Annotated in this window: 23 protein-coding genes and 1 pseudogene; 18 read left to right on the top strand and 6 right to left on the bottom strand. The window is 72.3% G+C overall.

The window, feature by feature from the left end; translation table 11 throughout:
- Positions 1-11: 11 nt before the first annotated feature.
- The 7 genes from C5H89_RS03435 to hemB all read left to right on the top strand — a co-directional run bounded on the left by C5H89_RS03435 (position 12) and on the right by hemB (position 7754).
- On the top strand, positions 12-1625 hold the full coding sequence (locus C5H89_RS03435) for a class I adenylate-forming enzyme family protein (protein WP_104105664.1): 1614 nt from the start codon (positions 12-14) through the stop codon (positions 1623-1625).
- Positions 1626-1627: 2 nt separating this feature from the next.
- Positions 1628-1879: a glutaredoxin family protein gene (locus tag C5H89_RS03430; RefSeq protein ID WP_205304834.1), complete on the top strand. Its 252-nt coding sequence runs from the start codon at positions 1628-1630 to the stop codon at positions 1877-1879.
- Between the two features lie 161 nt (positions 1880-2040).
- On the top strand, positions 2041-2784 hold the full coding sequence (locus C5H89_RS03425; RefSeq protein ID WP_104105662.1) for a redox-sensing transcriptional repressor Rex: 744 nt from the start codon (positions 2041-2043) through the stop codon (positions 2782-2784).
- Entirely contained in the window at positions 2781-4115 is a 1335-nt protein-coding gene (locus C5H89_RS03420; protein ID WP_104105661.1) for a glutamyl-tRNA reductase, read from the top strand. The genes C5H89_RS03425 and C5H89_RS03420 overlap by 4 nt, the downstream gene beginning before the upstream one ends.
- A complete protein-coding gene (gene hemC / locus C5H89_RS03415; RefSeq protein ID WP_104105660.1) occupies positions 4112-5071 on the top strand; it encodes a hydroxymethylbilane synthase in 960 nt (319 codons plus the stop codon). Before C5H89_RS03420 ends, hemC begins: the two co-directional genes overlap by 4 nt.
- On the top strand, positions 5068-6732 hold the full coding sequence (locus C5H89_RS03410; RefSeq protein WP_104105659.1) for a uroporphyrinogen-III synthase: 1665 nt from the start codon (positions 5068-5070) through the stop codon (positions 6730-6732). The genes hemC and C5H89_RS03410 overlap by 4 nt, the downstream gene beginning before the upstream one ends.
- Before the next feature lie 44 nt (positions 6733-6776).
- The gene (gene hemB / locus C5H89_RS03405) at positions 6777-7754 is read left to right on the top strand and encodes a porphobilinogen synthase (RefSeq protein WP_104105758.1); all 978 of its coding nucleotides are present in this window, start codon (positions 6777-6779) and stop codon (positions 7752-7754) included.
- Between the two features lie 5 nt (positions 7755-7759).
- Here hemB and C5H89_RS03400 read toward each other — a convergent pair whose 3' ends face one another.
- Positions 7760-9292, bottom strand: a complete 1533-nt coding sequence (locus C5H89_RS03400; RefSeq protein WP_104105658.1) for a lytic transglycosylase domain-containing protein — start codon at positions 9290-9292, stop codon at positions 7760-7762.
- Between the two features lie 106 nt (positions 9293-9398).
- On the opposite strand from C5H89_RS03400, the gene hemL reads away from it, so the two are divergent.
- From hemL to ccsB, 6 genes are read left to right on the top strand one after another with little or no spacing between them, the layout of a single operon-like run.
- Positions 9399-10718 carry a glutamate-1-semialdehyde 2,1-aminomutase gene (hemL, locus tag C5H89_RS03395; RefSeq protein WP_104105657.1) on the top strand — a complete coding sequence of 440 codons (1320 nt, stop codon included), beginning with the start codon at positions 9399-9401 and terminating at the stop codon, positions 10716-10718.
- The gene (locus C5H89_RS03390) at positions 10718-11404 is read left to right on the top strand and encodes a histidine phosphatase family protein (protein ID WP_104105656.1); all 687 of its coding nucleotides are present in this window, start codon (positions 10718-10720) and stop codon (positions 11402-11404) included. Before hemL ends, C5H89_RS03390 begins: the two co-directional genes overlap by 1 nt.
- Positions 11405-11406: 2 nt before the next feature.
- On the top strand, positions 11407-11994 hold the full coding sequence (locus tag C5H89_RS03385; RefSeq protein WP_240181670.1) for a TlpA disulfide reductase family protein: 588 nt from the start codon (positions 11407-11409) through the stop codon (positions 11992-11994).
- A complete protein-coding gene (locus C5H89_RS03380; protein WP_104105655.1) occupies positions 11987-12748 on the top strand; it encodes a cytochrome c biogenesis protein CcdA in 762 nt (253 codons plus the stop codon). The genes C5H89_RS03385 and C5H89_RS03380 overlap by 8 nt, the downstream gene beginning before the upstream one ends.
- On the top strand, positions 12748-14331 hold the full coding sequence (locus C5H89_RS03375) for a cytochrome c biogenesis protein ResB (RefSeq protein WP_104105654.1): 1584 nt from the start codon (positions 12748-12750) through the stop codon (positions 14329-14331). The genes C5H89_RS03380 and C5H89_RS03375 overlap by 1 nt, the downstream gene beginning before the upstream one ends.
- Positions 14328-15308: a c-type cytochrome biogenesis protein CcsB gene (gene ccsB, locus C5H89_RS03370; protein WP_104105653.1), complete on the top strand. Its 981-nt coding sequence runs from the start codon at positions 14328-14330 to the stop codon at positions 15306-15308. Before C5H89_RS03375 ends, ccsB begins: the two co-directional genes overlap by 4 nt.
- On the opposite strand, the gene C5H89_RS03365 is transcribed toward ccsB, so the two are convergent.
- The gene (locus C5H89_RS03365) at positions 15281-15484 is read right to left on the bottom strand and encodes a hypothetical protein (protein WP_104105652.1); all 204 of its coding nucleotides are present in this window, start codon (positions 15482-15484) and stop codon (positions 15281-15283) included. The genes ccsB and C5H89_RS03365 overlap by 28 nt on opposite strands.
- A gap of 61 nt (positions 15485-15545) precedes the next feature.
- Between C5H89_RS03365 and C5H89_RS03360 the strand changes: the two genes are divergently transcribed.
- The 3 genes from C5H89_RS03360 to C5H89_RS03350 are packed head-to-tail and all read left to right on the top strand — an operon-like array spanning position 15546 to position 17454.
- Positions 15546-15806: a DUF4229 domain-containing protein gene (locus C5H89_RS03360; RefSeq protein ID WP_104105651.1), complete on the top strand. Its 261-nt coding sequence runs from the start codon at positions 15546-15548 to the stop codon at positions 15804-15806.
- Positions 15807-15860: 54 nt separating this feature from the next.
- On the top strand, positions 15861-17123 hold the full coding sequence (locus tag C5H89_RS03355) for a GNAT family N-acetyltransferase (protein ID WP_104105650.1): 1263 nt from the start codon (positions 15861-15863) through the stop codon (positions 17121-17123).
- A 31-nt stretch (positions 17124-17154) separates the two neighbouring features.
- Positions 17155-17454 carry an antibiotic biosynthesis monooxygenase gene (locus C5H89_RS03350; protein ID WP_104105649.1) on the top strand — a complete coding sequence of 100 codons (300 nt, stop codon included), beginning with the start codon at positions 17155-17157 and terminating at the stop codon, positions 17452-17454.
- 15 nt (positions 17455-17469) lie between these two features.
- Here C5H89_RS03350 and C5H89_RS03345 read toward each other — a convergent pair whose 3' ends face one another.
- A complete protein-coding gene (locus C5H89_RS03345) occupies positions 17470-18354 on the bottom strand; it encodes a 1,4-dihydroxy-2-naphthoate polyprenyltransferase (protein WP_104105648.1) in 885 nt (294 codons plus the stop codon).
- Positions 18351-19181, bottom strand: a complete 831-nt coding sequence (locus C5H89_RS03340) for an acyl-CoA thioesterase domain-containing protein (protein WP_104105647.1) — start codon at positions 19179-19181, stop codon at positions 18351-18353. The genes C5H89_RS03345 and C5H89_RS03340 overlap by 4 nt, the downstream gene beginning before the upstream one ends.
- Before the next feature lie 55 nt (positions 19182-19236).
- Between C5H89_RS03340 and C5H89_RS03335 the strand changes: the two genes are divergently transcribed.
- Positions 19237-19950 (top strand): AAA family ATPase, encoded by a 714-nt coding sequence (locus C5H89_RS03335; protein WP_240181669.1) that lies wholly within the window; start codon positions 19237-19239, stop codon positions 19948-19950.
- Positions 19951-20181: 231 nt separating this feature from the next.
- On the opposite strand, the pseudogene C5H89_RS03330 reads toward C5H89_RS03335, so the two are convergent.
- Positions 20182-21297: pseudogene (locus tag C5H89_RS03330) on the bottom strand (MFS transporter); the annotation flags it as partial.
- Between the two features lie 149 nt (positions 21298-21446).
- Positions 21447-22868: an HNH endonuclease signature motif containing protein gene (locus tag C5H89_RS03325; RefSeq protein ID WP_104105645.1), complete on the bottom strand. Its 1422-nt coding sequence runs from the start codon at positions 22866-22868 to the stop codon at positions 21447-21449.
- A gap of 205 nt (positions 22869-23073) precedes the next feature.
- On the opposite strand from C5H89_RS03325, the gene C5H89_RS19460 reads away from it, so the two are divergent.
- Entirely contained in the window at positions 23074-24651 is a 1578-nt protein-coding gene (locus C5H89_RS19460; protein WP_205304833.1) for a M28 family metallopeptidase, read from the top strand.
- The last annotated feature ends 54 nt before the right edge of the window (positions 24652-24705 follow it).

The following is a 24705-nucleotide window of genomic DNA, read 5'->3' as shown; positions in this document are numbered from 1 at the left end:
GTATCGGTCCCATGCCGCGCCAGACAGACGTCGCCGCCCTCGTGGCCGACGCCGCCGCCGAGTCCCCAGACCGACTCGCGCTGGTCGAGGTCGGCGGACGCAGCCTGACCTGGTCCCAGCTCGACGACGAGGTGGGGCGCGCGGCCGCCGGTCTCGGGGAGCTGGGCCTGGTGGCCGGGCACCGGGTGATGATCGTGCTGGGCAACCGGCTGGAGTTCGTGACGACCTACCTGGGGGTGCTCCGCGCCCAGGTGGTGGCGGTGCCGGTGAACCCGGGGTCCACCGCCTACGAGCTGCTCCGGATGATCGCCGACTCCGGGTCCCGGCTGATCGTCTGCGACGCCGCCACCAGCGGCGCCGTGCGGGAGGCGGTGCAGCAGCTGCGGGCCGCCCTCGGTGGCACCCCCGTGCCCGGCAGCGAGCTGGAGGACCAGCTGCTCGAGCGGGCCCGCGACCCACAGGTGGTCGTGATCGGTGAGCACGCCGGCGAGCGCGAGACGACGTACGCCGACCTCGTCTCCCGGCCCGCGCGGACGGTGCCGCCGCTGCAGGACCCGGAGAAGCTGGCGACGCTGCTCTACACCAGCGGCGCCAGCGGCCGGCCCCGCGCCGCGATGCTGTCGCACCGGGCGCTGCTGGCCAACATCGAGCAGGTCGCGGCGGTCGAGCCGTCGATGATGCACGGCGACGACGTGGTCCTCGGCGTGCTCCCGCTCTTCCACGTCTACGGCCTCAACGCGGTGCTCGGCGGGGTGCTGAGGCACCGCGCCAAGCTGGTGCTGGTGGACCGCTTCGAGCCCGAGCCGGTGCTGGACCTGATCGACGACGAGGCGATCTCGGTGGTGCCGGTGGCGCCGCCGGTCTTCGGCTACTGGCTGCCCATGGAGCACCTGCGCGACCGGCTGGGACCGGTCCGCCTGGTGCTCTCGGGATCCGCGCCGCTGTCGGCCGAGGTGATGGACAAGTTCTCCGAGGTCTCCGGGGTGCCGGTGCACCAGGGGTACGGCCTGACCGAGGCGTCGCCGGTGGTGACCAGCACCCTGTGCAGCACCCACCCGCAGAGCGGGTCGGTGGGGGCGGCGCTGCCCGGCATCGAGCTGCGGCTGGTCGACGAGCACACCGGCCACCTGGAGGGCGACGACCCGGGCGAGATCCAGATCCGCGGCGCCAACCTCTTCAGCGGCTACTGGCCCGACGGCTCGGGCGGTCCGGATGCGGAGGGCTGGTGGTCCACCGGGGACGTCGGCTACCTCGACCCCCGCGGCGACCTGTTCCTGGTTGACCGGGTCCGGGAGCTGGTGATCGTCTCGGGGTTCAACGTCTATCCCTCCGAGGTGGAGGACGTGATCCGCGAGGTCGCCGAGGTCGCCGAGGTGGCCGTCATCGGGGCCTCCGACGAGGAGACCGGCGAGGCGGTCGTCGCCTACGTCGTGGCGGCCGGCGACGCAGCCCCGGGCGAGCTGCAGGACGCGGTCCGCGCCCAGGTGGCGCGCAAGCTGGCCCGGTTCAAGCAGCCGGCCCGCATCGAGGTGGTGCAGACCCTGCCGCAGACGGCCACCGGCAAGATCCAGAAGGGCCGGCTGCGCGGCATCGAGCGGCGCCGCGCCCTCGGGCTGCTGGAGTAGTGGTGGCCAGCGAGGCAGCCGCCCGGGTCACGCTGTACGGCCGCGCCGACTGCCACCTGTGCGAGGAGGCCCGGCAGGTCATCGCGCGGGTCTGTGCCGAGACCGGCGACACCTGGGTGGAGGTCGACGTCGACGAGGACCCCGCCCTGGCGGCCCGGTTCGACGAGGAGGTCCCGGTGACCTTCGTGGACGGTCGCCAGCACGACTTCTGGCGGGTGGACGAGGCGCGGCTCCGGGCGGCGCTGGCGCGCTGAGCCGAAGGGGCACCCCGGCGGGGTGTCATATCTCACCTGTGGTAGCAAGACGCTGCGACTGATTTTGTTCTCGCGTTCACAAACTCCTAAGGTGGCATTTGCCGACCGATTGGGAGGCCTCGATCAACCGGGGCCGATCTGTGGGCTGGAAAGAAGAGCCAGTGAGCGCACGGACGTCTGCCGAGAGCGCCCGGGACATTCCCGAGGCCACGGTGGCCCGACTTCCGATCTACCTCCGAGCTCTCACGAGTCTCTCGGAGTCCGGAACGGCCACCTGCTCCAGCGAGCAGCTAGCAGCCGCGGCGGGCGTGAACAGCGCCAAGCTGCGCAAGGACCTCTCCCACCTGGGCAGCTACGGCACCCGCGGCGTGGGCTACGACGTGGACTACCTGCGTTACCAGATCGCGCGCGAGATCGGCGTGACCCAGGACTGGCCGGTCGTCATCGTCGGCATCGGCAACCTCGGCCACGCCCTCGCCAACTACTCCGGCTTCCGCAGCCGCGGATTCCGAGTCGTGGCGCTGCTGGACGCCGACCCACAGCGGCACTCCGAGACCGTCGCCGGCGTCGTGGTCCGGCCCTTCGACGACCTGGAGCGGATCGTGCGCGACAACGGCGTCGCGATCGGGGTCATCGCGACACCGGCCCACGCCGCCCAGGACGTCGCCGACCGGATGGTCGCAGCCGGCGTCACCAGCATCCTGAACTTCGCACCGAGCGTGCTGTCGGTGCCCGAGGGGGTGGACGTGCGCAAGGTCGACCTCTCGATCGAGCTGCAGATCCTCGCCTACCATGAACAGCGCAAGTCGCAGCCGCCAGGCGGCGCGGAGCTGGCCGCAGGGCTGGCTGACGGGCTACCCGGCGAGCTGCCCGGCGAGCTGGTGGCGGAAGGGAGCTCCTCATGAGCGTCCTCGTCGTGGGGATCTCCCACAAGTCGGCCCCGGTGGCCCTGCTCGAGCGCCTCGCGCTCGACGCCGAAGGCGTCTCCAAGCTCATCGCAGACGTGGCGGGCTGCGACCACGTCGTCGAGGCGACGGTCATCTCCACCTGCAACCGCCTGGAGGTCTACGCCGACGTGGACCGGTTCCACGGCAGCATCGAGGACGTCTCGCGGCTGCTGGTGGACCGTGCCGGAGCGTCCACCGACGCCCTGGTGCCGCACCTGTACGTGCACTACGACGACGGCGCGGTCTCGCACCTGTTCCACGTGGCCGCGGGTCTGGACTCGATGGTCGTGGGCGAGGGCCAGATCCTCGGTCAGGCCCGGGAGGCCCTGAGACTGGGGCAGGAGATGGGCACCGTCGGCCCCGCTCTCAACGTGCTGTTCCAGCAGGCCCTGCGGGTCGGCAAGCGCTCGCACGCCGAGACCGGCATCGACTCGGCCGCGCCCTCGCTGGTCACCGCGGCGCTGCACCGCACCACCGAGCCCCACGGGGGCGTCGCGGGCGCCTCGGTGGTCATCGTGGGAGCCGGTTCCATGGCTGCCCTGGCCACCGCCACGGTCACCCGGATGGGGGCCGGACGGGTGGTCGTCGCCAACCGATCCCTGGAGAACGCCGAGCGGCTGGCCGCCGAGCACGGCGCCGAGGCCGTGCCGCTGGCCTCGCTGGACCTCGCCCTGGCGGACGCCGACGTGCTGATCACCTGCACCGGAGCCACCGGCATCCTGGTCACCGCCCCGATGCTGGCGACGGCCCGCGGGGCCCGTACCGACCGGCTCACCATCATCGACCTGGCACTGCCGCACGACGTCGACCCCGACGTCGTCGCGCTCCCGGGCGTCGAGCTCACCGGGCTGGCCCAGCTGGCCGAGATGCTCGACGACTCCGACGCGATCCGCGACGTCGCGGACGTCCGGCGGATCGTCACCCAGGAGCTCAGCGCGTTCGTCTCAGCCCGTCACGCGGCCAGTGTCACCCCCACCGTGGTCGCGCTGCGCACCATGGCGACCGGCGTCGTGGAGTCGGAGATGGAGCGCCTCGGCTCCCGGCTGCCCGACCTCGACCCGGGGATCCGTGCCGAGGTGCAGCGCACCGTGCACCGGGTCGCGGAGAAGCTGCTGCACCAGCCGACCGTGCGGGTCAAGGAGCTGGCCAACGAGACCGGCGCGGTCTCCTACGCCACCGCCCTGGCCGAGCTCTTCGCCCTCGATCCCGAGTCCGTCGACGCCGTCACCCGGGTCGGCGTGCCCGCCTCCGACCTCTCCACCGAGCCGGCTGGGGGTGAGCTGTCGTGAGCCGCACCGTGCGTCTGGGGACCCGCGCCTCCGCCCTGGCCACCACCCAGTCCGGGATGGTCGCCGAGATGGTCCGGTCCCGGCTGGGCCGCGAGGTCGAGCTGGTCGAGGTCACCACCGAGGGCGACGTCAACCGGTCCCCGCTGGCCCAGATGGGCGGCACCGGCGTCTTCGTCAGCGCGCTGCGCGACGCCCTGCTGGACGGCCGGGTGGACATGGCCGTGCACTCGCTCAAGGACCTCCCCACCACGCCCGCCGAGGGCATCGCCCTGGTCGCCGTACCGGTGCGCGAGGACCCGCGTGACGTGGTGGTCGCTCGCGACGGACTGACCCTGGGGGAGCTCCCCACGGGCAGCGTCATCGGCACCGGATCGCCCCGGCGCGCCGCACAGCTGGCCGCCCTGGGCCTGGGCGTGGAGATCGTGGGTATCCGCGGCAACGTGGGCACCCGGATCGCCAAGGTGACCTCCGGCGAGGTCGACGCCGTGGTGCTGGCCCGAGCCGGCCTGGCGCGACTGGGCAGGCTGGACGAGGCCACCGAGGTGCTCGACCCGCTGCAGATGCTGCCCGCTCCCGGGCAGGGCGCCCTGGCCATCGAGTGCCGCGCGGACGACACCGACCTGCTCGCCGCACTCGGCCAGCTCGACGACCCCCGCACCAGGGCCGCGGTGACCGCCGAGCGCGCCGTGCTGGCGACCCTCGAGGCCGGCTGCAGCGCGCCGCTCGGCGCGCTCGCCGAGGTCGTCGAGGGTGAGGACGCGGACGAGCTCTGGATCCGCGCCGTCGCCCTGTCCCATGACGGGGCGGTGGCCGTGCGGATGAGCAGTACCGGACCCCCTGAAGACGCAGGAGGCGTGGGCGTCCGCCTGGGGAGCGAGATGCTCGCCGAAGGCGCCGCAGACCTGATGGAAGCACCGATCCTGATCGAAGCACCAGTGAGGAAGCAGCACTCATGACTCGAGGCAACACCCCCACCAAGACGATCCCCACCGGCTGGGTCTCCTTCGTCGGCAGTGGGCCCGGCGACCCCGGCCTGCTCACGCTTCGTGCCGTGGAGCTGCTCAAGGAGGCGGAGGTGGTCATCACCGAGGCCCCCGAGCACGAGGCGCTGGTCCGCACGGTGCTCGGCCTGCCGATCCCCGTCGAGCCCAAGGAGGGCGAGGCGGCCCCCGCGATCGCCGTCGGCCCGGAGTTCGTGGACGGCGGGTTCGGCGAGGACGGCCAGCCGCTGACCCACGCCTCCCGTGGCCGTGTCGTGGTGCGCCACGGCAAGAAGGCGCGGGTGGTCCGACTGATGACCGGCGACCCGTTCCTCTACGCCTCCGGCCCCGAGGAGGCCCAGGCGTGCGTCAAGGCAGGCATCGGCTTCGACATCGTGCCCGGCGTCTCCGCGGTGCAGGCGGTGCCGGCGTACGCCGGGATCCCGCTGACCGACAAGACGCACCGCGAGGTCGCCGTGGTGACCTGCGGCGGCGCCGTCGACTGGAGCCACTACGCCGACGACCGCACCCTGGTGCTGCTCTCCGGCGTGGGCTCCATCGGTGAGACCGCCAAGGCGCTGATGGCTGCCGGGCGCTCGGCCCAGACCCCGGTCGCGGTCACCCGCGTCGGCACCACCACCGAGCAGGCCACCACCATCTCCACCCTCGAGCACGTCGCCGTCGACGTGCGCACCATGCGGGTCGCGCCGCCGGCGATCATCGTCGTGGGCGACGTGGTCAACCTGCGCGAGACGCTGTCGTGGTTCGAGACCAAGCCGCTCTTCGGCTGGCGGGTGCTGGTGCCGCGCACCAAGGAGCAGGCCGGCTCGGTCTCGCGCCGGCTGCGTGCCTTCGGCGCGGTGCCCGAGGAGGTGCCGACCATCTCGGTCGAGCCGCCGCGCAACCCGTTGCAGATGGACAAGGCCGTCCGGGGCCTGGTGGAGGGCCGCTACGAGTGGATCGCCTTCACCTCGGTCAACGCGGTCAAGGCGGTGCGCGAGAAGTTCGAGGAGTACGGCCTGGACGCCCGCGCCTTCTCCGGCCTGAAGATCGCCGCGGTCGGCGACAAGACCGCCGACGCCATCGCGGCCTGGGGACTGCGTGCCGACCTGGTGCCCACCGGCGAGCAGTCGGCCGCCGGGCTGCTGGCCGAGTGGCCGCCGTACGACGAGCTGCTGGACCCGATCAACCGGGTCTTCCTGCCGCGCGCCGACATCGCCACCGAGACCCTGGTCGCCGGCTTGGTCGACCTCGGCTGGGAGTGCGACGACGTGACGGCGTACCGCACGGTGCGCGCCACCCCGCCGCCGGCGCCGACCCGGGACGCCATCAAGACCGGCAAGTTCGACGCCGTGGTGTTCACCTCCTCCTCGACCGTGCGCAACCTGGTCGGCATCGCCGGCAAGCCGCACCCCTCGACGGTGATCGCGGTCATCGGGCCGGCGACGGCGAAGACGGCCGAGGAGCACGGCCTGCGGGTCGACGTGATCTCTCCGAACCCGGACGTCGACGAGCTGGTCGACGCGCTGGCCGACTTCGGGACCGCGCGCCGGCTGGCGATGGTGGAGGCCGGCCAGCCGGTCACCAAGCCGTCGGACCGCAAGGCCTCGGGTCGCCGCAAGGTGGGCTCGAAGTAGTGGTCGACACGCCGCCCGAGGGCACGCCCCGCACGTTCGAGCCGCTGACCGGCCCGTTGGTGCGCCCCCGGCGACTGCGCACCACCCCGGCGCTGCGCCGGATGGTCGCCGAGGTCGCGGTGGAGCCGCGCCAGCTGGTGCTGCCGCTCTTCGTGCGGGAGGGCATCAGCGAGCCGCGACCCATCTCCTCGATGCCGGGCGTCTTCCAGCACACCCGCTCCTCGCTCGTGGCGGCCGCCGCCGAGGCCGCGGAGCTCGGGCTCGGCGGGGTCATGCTCTTCGGCATCCCCGAGGTCAAGGACGCCGTCGGCTCCGGGGCGATCGACCCCTCGGGGATCCTCAACCTGGCGATCAACGACGTCGTCGCCGAGGTGGGGGACGGGCTGACGGTGATGAGCGACCTGTGCCTGGACGAGTTCACCGACCACGGCCACTGCGGGCTGCTGACCCCGGACGGCCGGATTGACAACGACAAGACGCTCGGCGCCTACGCCGAGATGGCGCTGGCGCAGGCCGACGCTGGCGTCGACATGGTCGGACCCAGCGGGATGATGGACGGCCAGGTCGGGGTGATCCGCGCGGCGCTGGACGCCGTGCAGCACACCGAGGTCTCGATCCTGGCCTACAGCGCGAAGTACGCCTCGGCGTTCTACGGTCCGTTCCGCGAGGCCGTGGACTCCAGCCTCGTCGGCGACCGGCGTACCTACCAGCAGGACCCGGCCAACGCGCTGGAGGGCGTCCGCGAGGCGCTGCTCGACGTGGCCCAGGGGGCCGACCTGGTGATGGTGAAGCCCGCGCTGGCCTACCTCGACGTGCTGCGTCGGGTGCGCGACGCGGTCGACGTCCCGGTGGCGGCGTACAACATCTCCGGTGAGTACGCGATGGTGGAGGCTGCGGCCGCCAACGGGTGGATCGACCGCGAGGCGGCCATCCTGGAGACGCTCACCTCGATCCGCCGAGCGGGCGCCGACGTCATCCTCACCTACTGGGCCGCCGAGGCCGCCCGGCTGCTGCGCCGCTGAGGCGGTCAACCGACGTCGGGTGCCCCTGAGGCCGGAAGGCCCAGCCGGTCCCGCACGCAGGCGACGAGCCGCTCGGTCTCCTCGGCCCCGATGCCCTCGGCCAGGCACAGGTCGAGAGCCTGCGCGCAGGCCAGGAGCAGCTCAGCCTCCTCGGCTCCAGCGTCCTCGGCGCCGCACAGGGTGCGGATCTCGGCGTCGGTGAGGAGCGTCCCGGCCCGCGTCCCGCCCAGCGTCTCGGCCAGCGTGGCGGGGAGCGGCGGCAGCGTGGGTGTCTCCGCAGTCGGCGGCGCGCTGGTGGTCGGGCTGTCGCTGGGCGTCGGCTCCACGGTGCCGGTGGGGGTGCCGGTGGGGGAGGGTGTCCCCGTGGGGGCGCCGGTCGCCTGCGTGGTTTCGCCCGCGGCGGCCACAGGCGGCGTCACGGTCGGTGTCGGTGTCACGGTCGGTGTCGGTGTCGCGGTCACGGTCGGTGTCGGCGTCACGGCTGGTTTCGGCGTGGGCGTCGGTGTCGGTGTCGGTGTCGGCGTCAGGCTGGGCTCACCACTCGGGGTCCACGTCGGTCTGGGGGTGGGCCCGGTGAACTGGGGAGACAGCTCGAGGACCGGCTGTGCGGTGGCCTGGCGCCGGGATCGCCGGTCGGCGTCCGACGCCAGCCGCAGCTGGGCGTCCGGCCTGCGGCCGGGGCGCGGCCCGGTCCCGGTGCGCAGCGGACCGTCGGCCAGCAGCGTGCCGCGCGGGTCGTCCCCCGGAGCCGGGGGCAGGAACTGCTGCTCGACGTAGGCCGCCATCACCCCGAGCACCACGTCGACGTACTCGTCGCTGGGGTTGTAGCGGTACAGCACGGCCCGTCGGCCGGAGTCGTCGGCCAGCGACTCCGCACCGGCGCAGAGGTGGACCCCCGCAGCCAGGGCGGCGTCGTCGAGGTCCTGGGGGTCGCGGCGGCCGTCGCCGTCGCCGTCCACTCCCACCATCGACCAGGTCGAGGGGATGAACTGCATGGGGCCGACGGCGCGGTCGAAGGCGGCGTCGGTGTCGACCGACCCGCCGTCGGTGTCGGTGATGCGTGCCGTGCGCCGGCTGCCGTCCAACCGGACGCCGTAGATCGCGGGCACGGCCCGACCGCCGGCGTCCAGGGCGCCGCCGCCGTAGCGCCCGTGGTCGGACTCCACGCGGCCGATCGCGGCGAGCAGGGTCCAGGGCAGGTGGCACGCGGGGTCGGCGACGTCGAGCACCGCCGCGGCCCGTTGATAGGCGGCCAGCGCCTCGGAGGGGATCCCGGTGCCGGTCACGCCGATCGCGGAACGGACCACCCCGCGGGGGCCGGGCGCTGCCGGCTTCTGGGCCTTGGAGACGCTCCCCGGGCCCTTGACCGGCTCCCGGGGGACCAGGAGCGCCTCCGGCGTCCCCGCCGGGCCGGGGCCCTGGGCGCCGCCGACCAGGAACGCCGTCCAGCCCGCGCCCAGCACGCTGAAGAGGACGAGCAGCACCAGGGGCAGCAGCGTCGGGCTCTGCAGGGTGGGTACCGGACGGACTGGTGGCATGGGTGCCTCCCAAGTTGGTCTCCTCCTGTGATTCTGCGCTCCTGCACCACTGCCCGTGAAGGGCCTGGATTCGGGGGACTTTGGTCCCTTGCGCGACACTGAGGCAGTGACTCACCGATCCCCGACCGCTTCGGCGGACCTGTTCGCGCGGGCGCGCAAGGTGATCCCCGGCGGGGTCAACTCGCCGGTCCGCGCCTTCAACGCCGTGGGCGGCACGCCGCGCTTCATGCGCTCCGCCGCGGGCGCCTGGCTCAGAGACGTCGACGGCGACGAGTACGTCGACCTGGTCGGCTCCTGGGGCCCGATGCTGCTCGGCCACGCGCACCCCGAGGTGCAGGCCGCCGTCCAGGCCGCGGTCGCCCGCGGCACGTCGTACGGCACCCCGACCGAGCCCGAGGTGGAGCTCGCCGAGGAGATCGTGGCGCGCACCCCGGTGGACGCGGTGCGCCTGGTCTCCAGCGGCACCGAGGCGACCATGTCGGCGATCCGGCTGGCCCGCGGCTTCACCGGCCGTGAGGTGATCGTGAAGTTCGCCGGCTGCTACCACGGCCACGTCGACTCGCTGCTGGCCGAGGCCGGCTCCGGGGTCGCCACCTTCGCCCTGCCCGGCACCCCCGGGGTGCCGCGCTCCTCCACCGACCTGACCCTGGTGCTGCCCTACAACGACCGTGCCGCGGTGACCGCCGCCTTCGCCGAGCACGGGCCGGCGATCGCCGCGGTGATCACCGAGGCCACACCGGGCAACATGGGCATCGTGCCCCCGGAGCCGGGCTTCAACGAGTTCCTGGCGCGCACCTGTCGCGAGGCCGGGTCGCTGTTCATCTCCGACGAGGTGATGACCGGGTTCCGGGCCACCCGTCAGGGCGGCTGGGGGCTGGACGGCGCCGTGGAGGGTTGGACGCCCGACCTGATGACCTTCGGCAAGGTGATGGGAGGCGGCTTCCCCGCTGCCGCCTTCGGTGGCCGTGCCGACGTGATGTCCCGCCTCGCTCCCGAGGGCCCGGTCTACCAGGCCGGCACGCTCTCGGGGAACCCGATCGCCACCACCGCCGGGCTGGCCACGCTGCGCCTGGCCGACGACGACGTCTACGCCCACCTGACCAAGGTCGGCGAGACGATCAAGACCGCGACGAGCGACGCGCTCGCCGCGGCCGGGGTGCCGCACCGGGTGCAGTCGGCCGGCACGATGTTCTCGGTCTTCTTCGCCGCTGGTGAGGTCCGCGACTTCGTCGGCGCCTGCGCGCAGGACACCGCGGCCTACGCGGCGTTCTTCCACTCCATGCTGGAGGCGGGCGTCTACCTGCCGCCGTCGGCCTACGAGTGCTGGTTCGTCTCCGCGGCCCACGACGACCGCGCCGTGACCACGGTGCTGGAAGCCCTGCCTGCCGCGGCTCGCGCCGCGGCGGCCGTCTCGGAAGGAAGCTGATGGCTCCCGACACGCAGCGCACCCTGGTCCACCTGCTCCGCCACGGCGAGGTGTACAACCCCGAGGGCATCCTCTACGGCCGCCGCGACGGGTTCCACCTCTCCGAGCTGGGACAGCAGATGGCGCAGCGCGTCGCGGACGTGGTGGGCGACCGCGACATCGTCCACATCCGCACCTCCCCGCTGGAGCGGGCCCGGGAGACCGGCGCCCCCCTGGCACAGGCCCGCGGCCTGGAGATGGTCGTCGACGAGCGGGTCATCGAGTCCACGAACATGTTCGAGGGCATCAGCTTCGGCGAGGGCGCCAAGACGCTGCTCAAGCGGCCCGGGCTGTGGCGGCACCTGTACAACCCGTTCAAGCCCTCGTGGGGCGAGCCGTACGAGCACATGGCGGCCCGGATGATGGCCGCGGTGTACGACGCCCGCGACGCTTCCCGCGGTCACGAGGCGGTGATCGTCTCCCACCAGCTGCCGATCTGGACCACCCGGCTGCACCTGGAGAACAAGTCGTTCGTGCACGACCCGCGCAAGCGCCAGTGCACGCTCTGCTCGCTCACCACGCTGCACTTCGACGGCGACGAGCTGACCCGGGTCAGCTTCTCCGAGCCCGCCGGTGACCTGATCCCGGTCAAGGACAAGAACGCGCCGTTCTCGGCCGGTGGCGCACCCGCGGAGAAGCGCCCCTGACCGTGTTGCGCACCTCGCGAGTCGTCCTCGTCCCCCTGCTGGCCTGCCTGCTGCTCCTGGCGGGCTGCTCGAGCCTGTCCGGGACCGGCGACAAGGGCTACATCACCGCCGACGGCCAGGTCACCACGATCCCGCCCGAGGAGCGCGGTGAGCCGGTCGAGCTCACCGGCGAGGACCTCGACGGCCGACCGCTCGACCTGGCCGACTTCCGGGGCCGGGTCACCGTGCTCAACGTCTGGGGCTCCTGGTGCAACCAGTGCCGCACCGAGATGCCGGACCTGGTCGCGGCCGCCGCCGAGACCGAGGAGACCGCCCACTTCGTCGGGATCAACATCCGCGACTCCTCCACCGCCCAGGCCAAGGGCTTCGTCCGCACCTGGGGCATCACCTACCCGTCGTTCTACTCGCCCGACGGCAGGGCGCTGCTGCCGTTCAACAAGACCATCCCACCGAGGGCGACCCCCTCGACGGTGGTGCTGGACGCCGAGGGCCGGGTGGCCGCCTCGATCATCGGGGTGCTGCCCTCCAAGCTGACGCTCACGGACGTGGTCGAGGACGTGGTCGCGGAGGGCGGCGGCAGCGATGGGTGACTGGTTCGGTGAGACCGCCGCGTCGGGCTCCCTGGCCCTGGCGGTCCCGGTCGCGCTGGTCGCGGGCCTGGTCTCGTTCTTCTCCCCGTGCGTGATCCCGCTGCTCCCGGGCTACCTCTCCTACGCCACCGGGCTCTCCGGCGCCGACCTGGCCGACGGCGAGGGCGACCGGCAGCGCGGCCGGATGCTGCTCGGCTCGGTCCTCTTCGTGCTCGGCTTCTCGGTGGTCTTCGTGGCCCTCGGCACGTTGTCGGGCGCGCTGGGGGACTGGCTGGTCACCTGGGAGCGCGAGATCACGGTCGTCCTGGGCGCCCTGACGATCGTGCTCGGGCTGGCGTTCGCCGGCCTCGTCCCCTGGCTGCAGCGCGACCTGCGGGTGCACAAGGTGCCGGCCGTCGGCCTCGCCGCGGCCCCGTTCCTCGGTCTGCTGTTCGGCCTCGGGTGGACCCCCTGCATCGGACCCACCCTGGGCGTGATCCTCAACCTCGCCTACGCCGAGGGCACGGCCGGGCGCGGCGCGCTGCTCTCAGCCGTCTACTCCCTCGGCCTGGGCCTGCCCTTCATCGTGGCCGGGCTGGCCTACGGGCGGATGCTGCGGGCGTTCGGCGTGGTCCGTCGGCACCAGGCCTGGGTGATGCGGATCGGCGGCCTGATGCTGGTGATCGTGGGCGTGCTGCTGGTCACCGGCTGGTGGAACGACATGGTGACCTGGCTCCAGATCCACCTGATCAGCGACTACGAGGTGAGTGTGTGATGGCCCGCGACCGCGAGCGCCGTACCAGCAACGAGCTGGGCCTGCGCGAGCTGCTGCGCTGGAGCTGGCGGCAGCTGACCTCGATGCGCACCGCGCTGGTCCTACTGCTTCTGCTCGCCCTGGTCGCGGTGCCGGGGTCGGTGATCCCGCAGGAGGACGTCGACTCGCTCAAGACCTCCCGCTGGCAGGACGCCCACCCGACGCTGACCCCGATCTACGAGAAGCTCGGGCTGTTCTCGGTCTACGACTCTCCCTGGTTCGCCGCGATCTACCTGCTGCTGATGGTCTCCCTGGTCGGCTGCATCATCCCGCGCACCTTCGTCTACTGGCGCGCGCTGCGGGCGCGGCCCCCGGGCGCCCCGCGCAACCTGCTCCGGCTCCCGGACCACACGACGTACACCACCGACGAGGACGAGCGCACGGTGCTGGAGCGCGCCACGAGCGTGCTCAAGGGCCGCCGCTACCGCGTGGAGCCGGGCGAGGACTCGGTCGCCTCCGAGCGGGGCTACCTGCGCGAGGCCGGCAACTTGGTCTTCCACGTCTCGATCCTGGTGGTCCTGGTGGGCTTCGCCATGGGCAGCCTGCTGGGCTACAAGGGCGGCGCCATCGTGGTCGTCGGCAACGGCTTCTCCAACAACCTCACCCAGTACGACGACTTCGTGCCGGGCAGCCTCTTCCAGCCCGAGTGGATGGAGCCCTTCGCCTTCGACATCGAGGACTTCGACGTCACCTGGCTGACCAAGGGCCCGGCGGCCGGGCAGGCCCGCAAGTTCGTCTCGCACCTGTCCTACACCGAGTCGCCGGGGGAGGAGCCGAAGGAGTACGACCTGCGGGTCAACCACCCGCTCACCATCGGCGGCACCGACGTCTTCCTGATCGGCCACGGCTACGCCCCGGTCATTACCGTGCGCGACGGCAACGGCGACATCGCCTACTCCGGGCCCACCATCTTCCTGCCGACCGACGGCTCGTTCCGCTCCTTCGGGGTGGTCAAGGCTGCCGACGCCAAGCCCGAGTCCCTGGCGCTGGAGGGGGAGCTCTACCCGACCTTCGCCTTCGACGACGGGCCCTACTCGGCCTTCGGTGACGCCGCCGACCCGCTGATCTCGATGGTCGTCTACGCCGGCGACCTGGGGGTCGACGACGGGCGCTCGCAGTCGGTCTACGTGCTGGACAAGAGCAAGGCCGAGCAGGTCACCAAGGCCGACGGCTCGATGTTCCGCCTCGACCTGCGGCCGGGCCAGACGATGGACCTGCCCGAGGGTCGCGGCTCGGTCACCTTCGAGCGACTGGAGCGCTGGAACAAGATCCAGATCAGCCGCACCCCCGGCAAGCTCATCGCCCTGGGCGGTGTGAGCCTGGCTCTGCTGGGCCTGATCGGGTCGCTCTACATCCGCCCCCGGCGGGTGTGGGTGCGCACCAGGCGCGGGGAGGACGGGCGTACGGTCGTGGAGATCGGTGGTCTCGACCGCTCCAGCGGCGGCGACGTGGCCAAGGAGCTGGCCGACATCCAGGCAGCGATGACCGCGCAACGGCACGACCGGGACTCGACGACGAGTGCCGCAACGAAGGAGCACGCGTGAGCGACGCACAGTGGGAAACCCTCAGCAACCAGGCCGTGGCCGCGGCGGGAGTGGTCTACTTCCTGGCGCTGCTGGCCCACCTGGTGGAGTGGACGGCGCTGCGCAAGGTGCCGGTGCGGCAGCAGCCGCGGACCGGGTTGATCCCGATGTTCGGGCGGCTCGGCCTGCTGCTCACGATCCTGGCCACCGCGGTGCACTTCGTGGCCCTGCTGGGGCGCGGCATGGCCGCGGACCCCAACCGGGTGCCCTGGGGCAACATGTACGAGTTCACGATGGCCGGGTCGTTCTTCGTCGCCTTCCTCTACCTCGTGGCCTACCGGCGCTTCGCGCTGCACTGGATGGCGCCGCTGGTGGTCGGCTTCGTGCTGACCGTGCTGATGATGGCCGTGGTGTGGCTCTACAGCCCCGTGGCCCCGCTGACCGAGGCCCTGGAGTCGCCGTGGCTGGTGATCCACGTGGTCTCGGCGGTGATCGCCACCGGAGCGTTCACGCTCGGGGGGATCGGGTCGATCCTCTACCTGGTCAAGGCGCGCCGCGAGGCCGCCACGTCCGGCGACGACGACCTGGCCACCGGGTACGTCGCCCGCCTCCCCTCCAGCACCACCCTGGAGCGCGTCTCCTACCGGATGCACGCCTTCGCCTTCCCGGTGTGGACCTTCGCGGTGCTCATCACCGGCCCGATCTGGGCCCACCAGGCGTGGTCGTCGTACTGGAACTGGGACCCCAAGGAGGTGTGGGCGTTCATCACCTGGGTGGTCTACGCCGCCTACCTGCACGCCCGTACGACGGCCGGCTGGCGCGGGCGCAACGCCTCGATCCTGGCGCTGGTCGGGCTGGCCACCTTGTGGTTCAACTTCGTGGGGATCAACTTCTTCTCCACCACCTCGCAGCACTCCTACGCCGAGGGGGCCTCGGCGGTGGTGAGCCCGCTGGAGCGCGCGGCCGATCCTCAGCTGGGGTCGGGCTCGTCCTTCTGAGGCTTGCGGCGCTTGCGCTCCAGGTCCCGGAGGAAGTTCGGGTCATCGTCGGGGCCCACCGGCCGCGGCGGCTCCGGGCGGCGGCGCGGCGCGGACCCGCCGCGCCCCTGGATGAAGCGTGCCACCAGGTAGATCGCGACAGCGACCAGGAGCACGATGATCAGGATCTTCAGCACCCCTCCAGAGTAGGCCGGGGGTGGGAGCGGCGCTCGACCCAGGTGAGCCTAGAGTTGAGGCGTGAAGGAGTTCCTCGTCTACAACGTCCTGCGCCTGCTGCTCCTGGTTGCCTCCGTGGCGCTGGTGGGTGCCGTCTGGGCGCTGTTCGCCGACACCATCCCGGTGCTCGGCGTGCTCGTGGTGGCCCTGCTGCTCTCCGGCGTGGTGTCGTGGTTCGCCCTCCGCGGGCCGCGGGCGGCGCTGGCCCTGAAGATCCAGGAGCGGGCCGACCGCGCCTCCGCGGCGTTCGAGGCGCACAAGGCGCGCCAGGACGAGGACTGAGCCACCGCAGAAACCGGCACGACGCCGCGGCGCCGCACGACGTAGCGTGGGCTCGTGAACCTCGACTTCGCCGTCCTCGATCCCGCTGACGACTCGGCAGACAACCAGGCCCGGCTGGCCGGCTGGTTCAGCGCGGTGAGCCGCGGGTTCCACCAGCCGCGACCCAAGGACGAGACGCGCGAACGCTGGTTGCGCAACGTCCGGGCGGACGGGACGGTCCTGCGTGGGGCCTGGCTCCCGGACACGGCGTACGGCGCGGGTCCCCTGCCGGTCGCGACCTTTGCGCACTGGGCCGGTGAGATCAACACCGGAGCCGCACTGCTCCCGCTGCACCAGATCTCGGAGGTCACCGTGAGCGCGGCGCACCGGCGGCAGGGTCTGCTGCGCCGGATGATGACCGCCGACCTGGACGACGCGGTGGCGGCGGGGCGGCCGCTGGCCGCGCTGACGGTCTCGGAGGGCTCGATCTACGGGCGGTTCGGCTTCGGTGCCGCGACCTGGCGCGCCGAGGTGGAGATGGATGTCGCGGCGCGATTCGCGGTGACCGGCTACCAGCACTCGGGTCGCTTCGAGCTGGTGGAGCCCGCCGACCTGTGGCCCACCCAGCGCGACGTCTTCGCCGGCTGGCACGCCCGGCAGCGCGGCTCGGTGACCCGTCATGCCGGCTACGGCGACCAGCTGAGGGGGGAGTGGAACGCCGAGGAGCAGGCGCCTGACGAGAAGCTGCGCGCCGCGGTCCACCTCGACACCGACGAGCAGCCGGACGGCTACGTGCTGTACCGGCACTCAGGCTGGGACCGGCCCTACACGGCGACGGTCGAGGACCTGGTGGGGCTGACCCCCCACGCCGAGCTGGCGCTGTGGAAGTTCTTGGGGAACCTCGACCTGTGCGAGCGGATCAAGGTGACGACCCAGGTGGACGACCCCGTCGCCTGGGCCCTGGCGGACCCGCAGTGCCGCTCCGTGACGGGCCTGCGGGACCACATCTGGCTGCGGGTGCTAGACGTGGTGACCGCGCTGGAGGGCCGGCCCTGGTTCGGCGACGGGTCCGTGCTGGTGGAGGTCTCCGACCCCCTCGGTCACGCCGAAGGCACCTGGCGGGTCACCGCTCGCGACGGTGCCGCGACCGTGGTGCCGGAGGCCGGCGCGGGCGCCGTCCGCCTCGACGCCGGCACCTTGGGTGCGCTCTACCTCGGTGGCACCCGGGTGAGCACCCTGGCAGCCGCGGGACGCATCACCGGCGCGCCTGGGGCCCTCGCGGTCTGGGGGGCGATGGCCGACGGTGGTCCGGCGCCGTACTCGCGGACCTCGTTCTAGAGTCGCCGCGGCGCGCCCTAGGGTGGCGGGCATGATCATCGAGCAGGCGTTGCTGCCCGTGCTGCCGGGCCGCGAGGACGAGTTCGAGTGGGCGTTCGACCAAGCCCGCACCATCATCAGTGCCGTCCCCGGATTCCGGCGGCTGAGCCTGACGCGCTGCGTGGAGCGCCCCAGCGGCTACCTGCTGCTGGTGGAGTGGGAGGCCCTGGAGGACCACACCGAGGGGTTCCGCGGGTCGCCGGCCTACGACGAGTGGCGCCGGCTGCTGCACCACTTCTACGACCCGTTCCCGGTGGTGGAGCACTTCGTCCCCGTGCTCGAGGTGGGCTGATGCGGTCGGGCCCCCTCAGGGGACCAGCAGGAAGACCACCACGAGCCCGGCCCACCACAGCTGCCCGGTGCCGGTCTGGGCCAGCACCGGGATCAGCGCCGGGCCGCGGGCGCCGCTGAGCACGGTGCGCACCGCGGGCATCATCGGCACCAGGAACGCCAGCGCCGGCAGCACCCACCAGTGGGTGGCGGCGGCGACCGCGACCACCGCGGCGGCGGCCACCGCGACCAGCAGCACGTAGAAGTAGCGGGTGCGCTCCTCCCCGAGCCGCACCGCCAGGGTGTTCTTGCCCGCGACGGTGTCACTGGGGATGTCGCGCAGGTTGTTGGTCACCAGGATGGCGCAGGCCAGCGCGCCGATGCCGACACCGGCGTAGAGCGCCGCCCACTCGAAGGTCTCGGTCTGCACGTACGTGGTGCCCACCACCGCGACCAGCCCGAAGAAGACGAAGACCATCACCTCGCCCAGCCCGAGGTAGCCGTAGGGAGACTTCCCTCCGGTGTAGAACCAGGCGGCCAGGATGCAGACCGCACCGACGGCGACCAGCCACCATGCCGTGGTCGCCGCCAGCACCAGCCCGGCCAGGCCGGCGACGCCGAAAGCCGCGAAGGCGGCGCGCTTCACCGCGGCCGGCGTGGCGCGACCCGAACCGACCAGGCGCATCGGACCGACCCGGTCCTCGTCGGTGCCGCGGATGCCGTCGGAGTAGTCGTTGGCGTAGTTGACGCCCACCTGGAGGGCCAGGCTGACCAGCAGGGCCAGCAGGGCCTTCCACCACACCAGCGAGTCGACGTACGTCGCGACGCCGGTGCCGGCCAGCACCGGTGCGATCGCGGCCGGGAGGGTACGCGGCCGGGCGCCGGCGACCCAGTCCGACCGGGTGGCTGCGGGGGTGCTCATCCGCGCGGCTCCCGCTGGTAGGTCATGCCCTCGGAGAGGTCCACGGTGCGGCGGCTGTTGGCCAGCGCGGTGACGGTGGCGACCCCGAACGCGCCCTCGCGGTCGTAGACGGTGGCCGAGCCCACGGCGATGCCGTCACAGGCGTGGTGGTCGGTGGCCACCAGCCCGACCTTGATGCCCGCGGGGGGACGGGACATGGAGAGGGTGATGTCGCTGTTGATGTACTGCACGCCCTCGGTGCCCCAGTTGGTCACCAGGCTGGTGGCGTCGGCGATGCTCGCGGCGGCCACGAAGCCGGTGGGCTTCTCGCCGAGCACGATGGGGATGGCGGTCTGCCAGGTCTGCTTGCGGGAGGCGTTCTGGTGCTTGCTGAAGTCCTGGGACCAGCCGGCCTCGCTGTGGAAGAACGGGATGTGCGGGTCGTCGGTGTCCGGCGCGATCTCGGTCGAGGGCGGCTCGGGGACGTCGTCGGGGGACCACACGGTGCCGCTGGGGTCCTGCGAGCGCCGGAGCAGCACCGCGCTGGCTCGGGCCACGGGCTGGCCGTCCTGCAGCAGCGTCGCGTCAATCAGGCACAGCCGCGGTCCTTGGCGCACCACGGTGGTGGTGAGCTCGCACGGGTCCATGGAGGCCGACCGGAACAGGTCCACGGTGTAGCGCGAGGGCACCAGGTCCTCGCGACCCAGGGCAGCGGCCTGCTGCTCGATGGCGCGAGCGAGCGCGCCGCTCACCGCCAGGCCGTGCATCTGGTCGTCGCGCCACATGCTGCGGGCTAGGTCCAGGGGGACGAGTCGGTCGCCGTCGAGGCGGAAGAAGGCCAGATCCACTCGCCGATTCAATCAGGCCGCCGATCGGGTTCCCGCGTCGCGTAGCGTGCGGCGCGTGGACTTCGACCAGCCTCCGGTGCTGCGGGTGGAGGCGGCCGACCGCTCGGTGCTCCCGGCGCGGGGTTGGCCGGTGGACATCCCGGGCGTGGCGCAGGTTGTCGAGGACGGCCTGACGCTGGGCAAGGGCGTGACCTTCCTGGTGGGCGAGAACGGGTCGGGCAAGTCCACGATCGTCGAGGCGGTCGCCGCGGCCTACGGCCTCGCGCCCGAGGGCGGCTCCACGGGCAGCCAGCACGCCACCCGGCGTACCGAGTCGGCGCTCGGCGACGCCCTCGTGGTACGCCGGGGGCTGGCTGCCAGCCGGTGGGGCTTCTTCCTGCGCGCCGAGACGATGCACGGCTGGTACTCGTACCTGGAGAGCCTCGGTGACGACGACGTGCGGTTCCACGAGATGAGCCACGGCGAGTCGTTCCTCGCCGTGCTGGAGACCCGGTTCAACGGCAAGGGCTTCTTCTGCCTCGACGAGCCCGAGGCTGCCCTCTCCTTCACCTCCACCCTGGGGCTGGTCGCGGTGCTGCAGCGGGTCGTCGCCGCGGGCGGCCAGGTGCTCTGCGCCACCCACTCACCCGTCCTCGCCGCGATGCCCGGTGCGCGGATCCTGGAGGTCGGTCACTGGGGTCTGCGCGAGGCCGAGTGGGCCGACCTCGACCTGGTCCGCCACTGGCGCGCGTTCCTGGCCGCTCCCGAGCGCTACCTGCGCCACCTGTAACGCTCGCGCTGCCCCAAGGGGGCCGGTGGAGGCGTCGGGGAGCACGTCCTCGAGCTCGGGGGCGTCGACGGCTGCCTCCGGAGGCGGCCCGTGCTGCACGAGGAACCGCTCGGCCATCCGGACGCTGGGGTGGATGCCCATCGACGCCGCGACGATGATCAGCGCGATCAGCAGCCACCCGGCGACGCCCCAGTGCATGGCCAGGAACATGTAGAGCGCCGGCGCCCAGACCCGGCCCAAGGTGCCGGTGAGCTCCGAGACTCCCTGGTACTCGCCGCGCCGACGCGGGTCCATCAGGTCCGCCTCGAAGGACCAGCTCGCGGCGGACAGGAAGAGCTCGGCTCCGGTCAGCGCCATGTGTCCCAGCAGCAGCAGCACCACGGTGAGCCAGCCCACGGTCTCGTGGGTGGCCACCGTGATGGCGCAGGAGAGGATGAAGAAGGCGGTGGAGACCCGGATGCCGCGCAGTCCGGTGGTGGCGTCCCGGATGCCCCGCGCCGCCGCCATCGGCAAGAAGATGCACATCACCGTGTTGGTGCCCAGCAGCAGTGCCACCAGGACCCGGGGCGCGTCGGTCTGGGCGAGCAGCCAGGCCGGGATGACCAGGTGGAGCAGGACCTGATTGGTCCACAGCACGCCTCCGAAGAAGGTGACGCCCAGCCAGCCCGGGTTCCGCAGCGGACCGGGCCCGGGGACCTTGGTCTTCCGCTCCTCGGGCGTGCGGTCGTCGTGGGAGGCGTTGGGCAGTCGCAGCACGAACGCGCAGTTGACCGCGAAGACGACGGCGGTGAACCAGGGGATGATCCGGATCAGCTGGTTGGACTCCGCGGCCAGCGCGACGCCGCCCACCAGCGCGCCCAGGGTGAAGCCGAGGTTGAGCGCGGAGTACATGTAGGCGCGGGACAGCACCCGCTCCTCCGACGGCAGGACGTCGATCGTGTAGGCGCCGTGCGCGGCGCCGCCGAGCGCCCCGATCACCTCCATGGTGATCGCCATCGCCAGGTAGCCCGCGAAGTTCTCGATGAACGGCCAGACCGCGAAGGTCGCTGCCTGACCGGCGGCGCTCAGTGCCCACATCCGCTTCGGGCCGAACCGGTCGACCAGCTTGCCCATCGGCAGGGCGGCCAGGAAGCTGGCGATCCCGGCCAGGGTGAGCCCCAGGCCCACCTGGGTGAAGCTGAGGCCGACGACCTCGGTGAAGAAGACCAGGGACCCGGTCATGAAGATGCCGTCGCCGAGGGCGTAGAGCAGGTTCTGCACCGCTAGCCGGCCGGCGAGGCGGGAGGGCGGCCGGACGGAGCGGACGAGCCGCCGGGCGGGGGAGGGGGGTGACGACACCGGCAACATCTTGTCCTGGGTGGTTGTCGGTGTCGCGCCATTTTCGGACGTGACCCTGGCCACGCACCCGCAGGCTGGGTGGCGAGGGCCGGCGGCTGGAACCCCTGGGCCACCTCGTAACGATGCAGACGCAGGCGGTTCCTCGGGTCGCCGCATGCCTACCTGCGGCACCTGGTCGACTGAGCGAGGGCTGACCGACCGGATCTGGCTGGTTCGGGTCCGGCTGAGCTGGGTCTGGGCGTCACGTCGAGGGTTCCGGCGTGGTCTCGGAGGAACTGCTGCCCGTAGGGGTCGGACCACAGCCAGGTGCCGGTGTCCAGAGTGGTGTATCGCCACCCGGCGTGAGTCTTGAGCCGGTGGTGCCGTCGGCACAACGGGGCCAGGTTGCAGTCACATGTGGGACCACCGGCACCGTGCGGCACCACGTGGTCGTGGTCGCAGTGACGGGAGGGGCGGGTGCACCAGGGAAAGACGCACGTCCCGGTGAGTAGGTCCACCCGGTCCTTGGTGCGCAGCGGGATCTCGTAGCGGTCGGTCTCGGTGTGGTCGGCCAGGTCGATCACCGGCAGCACCCGCAGGTGGCTGTCGCTCCGGCCGCACCACTCGCGGATCGTCTGCTCCAGCTCGGCCCGCCCGAGGGTGCCGTTGCGGCCCACCGGGTCGCGCCCGGCCACGTGGTCGGGCGTGAGGTGCAGGACCAGCCGGACCTGCTTGCGCGGCTTGGGCGCACGGGCGCCGTGGAGCAGCGCCAGGGCCTGGGCGGGGTCCGCCACCACCCCCACCGCCCGTGCTCGGCGGACGTCCAGCGAGTCGGCGGGACGGCCCGCCGCGGCGTCCAGGGTCGCCAGCGCTGCGGCGACGTCGGAGAGTGTGCGGTCGAAGTCGTGCAGGTCCTTCCAGTCGGCGCGCAGGGACATCTCGGCGATCGCGGAGTCGTTGATCGACCCCTCGTGCAGGCGGGCGTAGCGGGCGTCCAGTGCGTCGAGCTGCTCCTGCTCCCGCTCCTCGGGGTGCAGGCGCAGCATCGCCTCGTCGATGAGCCGGTCGAGCACGGTGACCCCGATGCGGTGGGCGACCGGCGCGAGGTTGGCGTCCAGCCAGTCGGAGACGTCGCGGGGGCGACCGACCAAGGCCTTGGCGATCCGACGGGCGCGCCAGGCCTCGACCTGGCAGCTCAGCACGCGCTGCCACAGCATCGGCATCCGGTGGCGGACGATGAGTGCGTCGCGGATCAGCAGGTCGGCTGCGAGCGTCGTACGCCCCAGGGCCGCGCCCAGGGGTGCGGCCGCCGACCACGACCAACCGGGAATGAGTCCACTCCCGAGGCCGTGCGGGTCCTCGGGGCAGGGACCGGCGCACCCGCCGCCGTAGTCGCCCCGAGACGGGTCGTCGCTCTCGCACCCCGCGGCGCACGGGCCCGGGGTGCCCGTGCCTTGATCCGGATGGGCGTCGGCCCACTCTGCGGCCAGCACGAAGGTCTCCATCTCGGCGCGGCACGAGACCTCGCGCAGCCGACGCACGCGATCGATCATCTCGGCGCTCGTCTCGGTGCTCGTCTCGGTCTCCTGCAGTGCCGTCATGCTTCCATCATCTTCGAACATGTGTTCGATGCGCAAGGGTCTGCGTGGGTCCTGTGGACGACGAGAGGCGCGCCCCTCGTTTCGGGTAAACGGACGCTGAGGTGCGGATTGCGGACGCTCCGCTCTTGTCACCTCCGCGACCGCAACGTCAGGATGCGGTACGGCCGGAAGGCCTGCGGCCGCCCTCTCGGAAAGGGTCATCGAAGTGAACCGTCCCATCCCTGCCGCGCACTCGATGCGCACGCCAGCCATCGCTGTCGGTGCCCTGCTCCTGGCGAGCACCGCCCTCACTGCACCCGCCTGGGCCGAAGACCCGGCGCGTGGACCAGGTGCGAAGGAGCACCCGCACGGACACCACAAGGGCCACCACAAGGGCCACCACAAGGGCCACCCCAAGGGCCATCAACACGGACCCAAGGTCACCTCCGAGAGCCTGCGGCGCGCCGTCACCGTGCGCGGCGTGATGAACCACCTGAGGGCCTTCCAGGCGATCGCCGATGAGAACGACGGCACCCGGTCCTCCGGCACGCCGGGCTACCGGGCCTCGGTGCGCTACGTGGTCGGCAAGCTGCGCAGCGCCGGCTACCGCCCCGAGGTCCAGCAGTTCGACTTCCCCTACTTCGAGCAGCTCGGCCCCTCGGTGCTGCAGCAGGTCACGCCCACCCCGACGACGTACGTCGAGGACACCGACTACTCGCTGATGACCTACTCCGGGAACGGCGACGTCACGGCCCCGGTCCAGGCCGTCGACCTCAACCTCGGCGACCTCGCGGGCTCCACCAGCGGCTGCGAGGCCAGCGACTTCGCGGGCTTCACCGCCGGCAACATCGCGCTCGTGCGCCGGGGGAGCTGCACCTTCGGGGTCAAGGTCGCCAATGCCGAGGCCGCAGGCGCGGTGGGCGCGATCGTGATGAACACCGGGCTGCCCGGCGCCACCGACCCCTTCGCCGGCACCTTGGGCGAGCCGGCCGGCATCCCCGCCGTCGGCGCCTCGTTCGCCCTGGGCCAGGCGCTGGCCCAGGCCGGGGCGGTCACGGTGCGGCTCGCGGCGGACACCGCCTCGGAGATCCGGCAGACCTGGAACGTGACCGCGGAGACCAGGCACGGTCGCGACGACAACGTGGTGATGGCCGGCGCGCACCTGGACAGCGTCGTGGACGGCCCCGGCATCAACGACAACGGCAGCGGCAGCGCAGCCCTGCTGGAGGTCGCGCTCAAGATGGCGAAGGCCAAGACGCGCAACACCGTCCGCTTCGCCTGGTGGGGGGCGGAGGAGTTCAGCCTGCTCGGCTCCGAGCACTACGTCGCCGACCTGGTCGCCAACGACCCGGACCGGCTGGCCGAGATCGCGCTCTACCTCAACTTCGACATGATCGCCTCGCCCAACTACGTGCTGGGCGTCTACGACGGTGACGCCTCCGACTTCGAGGCGGATCCGCCGGAGGGGTCGGCGCAGATCGAGGAGGTCTTCACCGACTACTTCGCCAGCGTCGGGCTCCCGTCCGTGCCCTCGGAGTTCAGCGGCCGCAGCGACTACGGCCCGTTCATCGCCCAGGACATCCCTGCCGGTGGGCTGTTCACCGGGGCGGAGGGGGTCAAGACCGCGGCGGAGGCCGCATTGTTCGGCGGGACCGCCGGGGTGGCGTACGACGAGTGCTACCACCAGGCGTGCGACGACCTGGACAACGTGAGCCGGGCGGCGCTGGACGCCAACTCCGACGCCATCGCCCACGCCGTCATCACCTACGCCCGGAGCACCTACCAGGTGAACGGGCAGCGCTGAGGGCGGGCGGTAACGTGCGGGGGTGAGCCTCCTCCGCCCGTCGTCCGACCCCAC

This window comes from Nocardioides sp. 616 (assembly GCF_002930065.1).
GTDB lineage: Bacteria > Actinomycetota > Actinomycetes > Propionibacteriales > Nocardioidaceae > Nocardioides > Nocardioides houyundeii.
The sequence above is the reverse complement of the archived record's forward strand: the minus strand, read 5'-3'. Positions and strand labels throughout refer to the sequence as shown.

Bases quoted from the DNA above. Each gene is read 5' to 3' on its own strand.
- C5H89_RS03435 (WP_104105664.1), top strand. From the start codon at position 12: ATGCCGCGCCAGACAGACGTCGCCGCCCTCGTGGCCGACGCCGCCGCC.
- C5H89_RS03420 (WP_104105661.1), top strand. From the start codon at position 2,781: ATGAGCGTCCTCGTCGTGGGGATCTCCCACAAGTCGGCCCCGGTGGCC.
- C5H89_RS03410 (WP_104105659.1), top strand. From the start codon at position 5,068: ATGACTCGAGGCAACACCCCCACCAAGACGATCCCCACCGGCTGGGTC.
- C5H89_RS03400 (WP_104105658.1), bottom strand. From the start codon at position 9,292: ATGCCACCAGTCCGTCCGGTACCCACCCTGCAGAGCCCGACGCTGCTG.
- C5H89_RS03390 (WP_104105656.1), top strand. From the start codon at position 10,718: ATGGCTCCCGACACGCAGCGCACCCTGGTCCACCTGCTCCGCCACGGC.
- C5H89_RS03380 (WP_104105655.1), top strand. From the start codon at position 11,987: ATGGGTGACTGGTTCGGTGAGACCGCCGCGTCGGGCTCCCTGGCCCTG.
- C5H89_RS03375 (WP_104105654.1), top strand. From the start codon at position 12,748: ATGGCCCGCGACCGCGAGCGCCGTACCAGCAACGAGCTGGGCCTGCGC.
- C5H89_RS03350 (WP_104105649.1), top strand. From the start codon at position 17,155: ATGATCATCGAGCAGGCGTTGCTGCCCGTGCTGCCGGGCCGCGAGGAC.
- C5H89_RS03345 (WP_104105648.1), bottom strand. From the start codon at position 18,354: ATGAGCACCCCCGCAGCCACCCGGTCGGACTGGGTCGCCGGCGCCCGG.
- C5H89_RS03325 (WP_104105645.1), bottom strand. From the start codon at position 22,868: ATGACGGCACTGCAGGAGACCGAGACGAGCACCGAGACGAGCGCCGAG.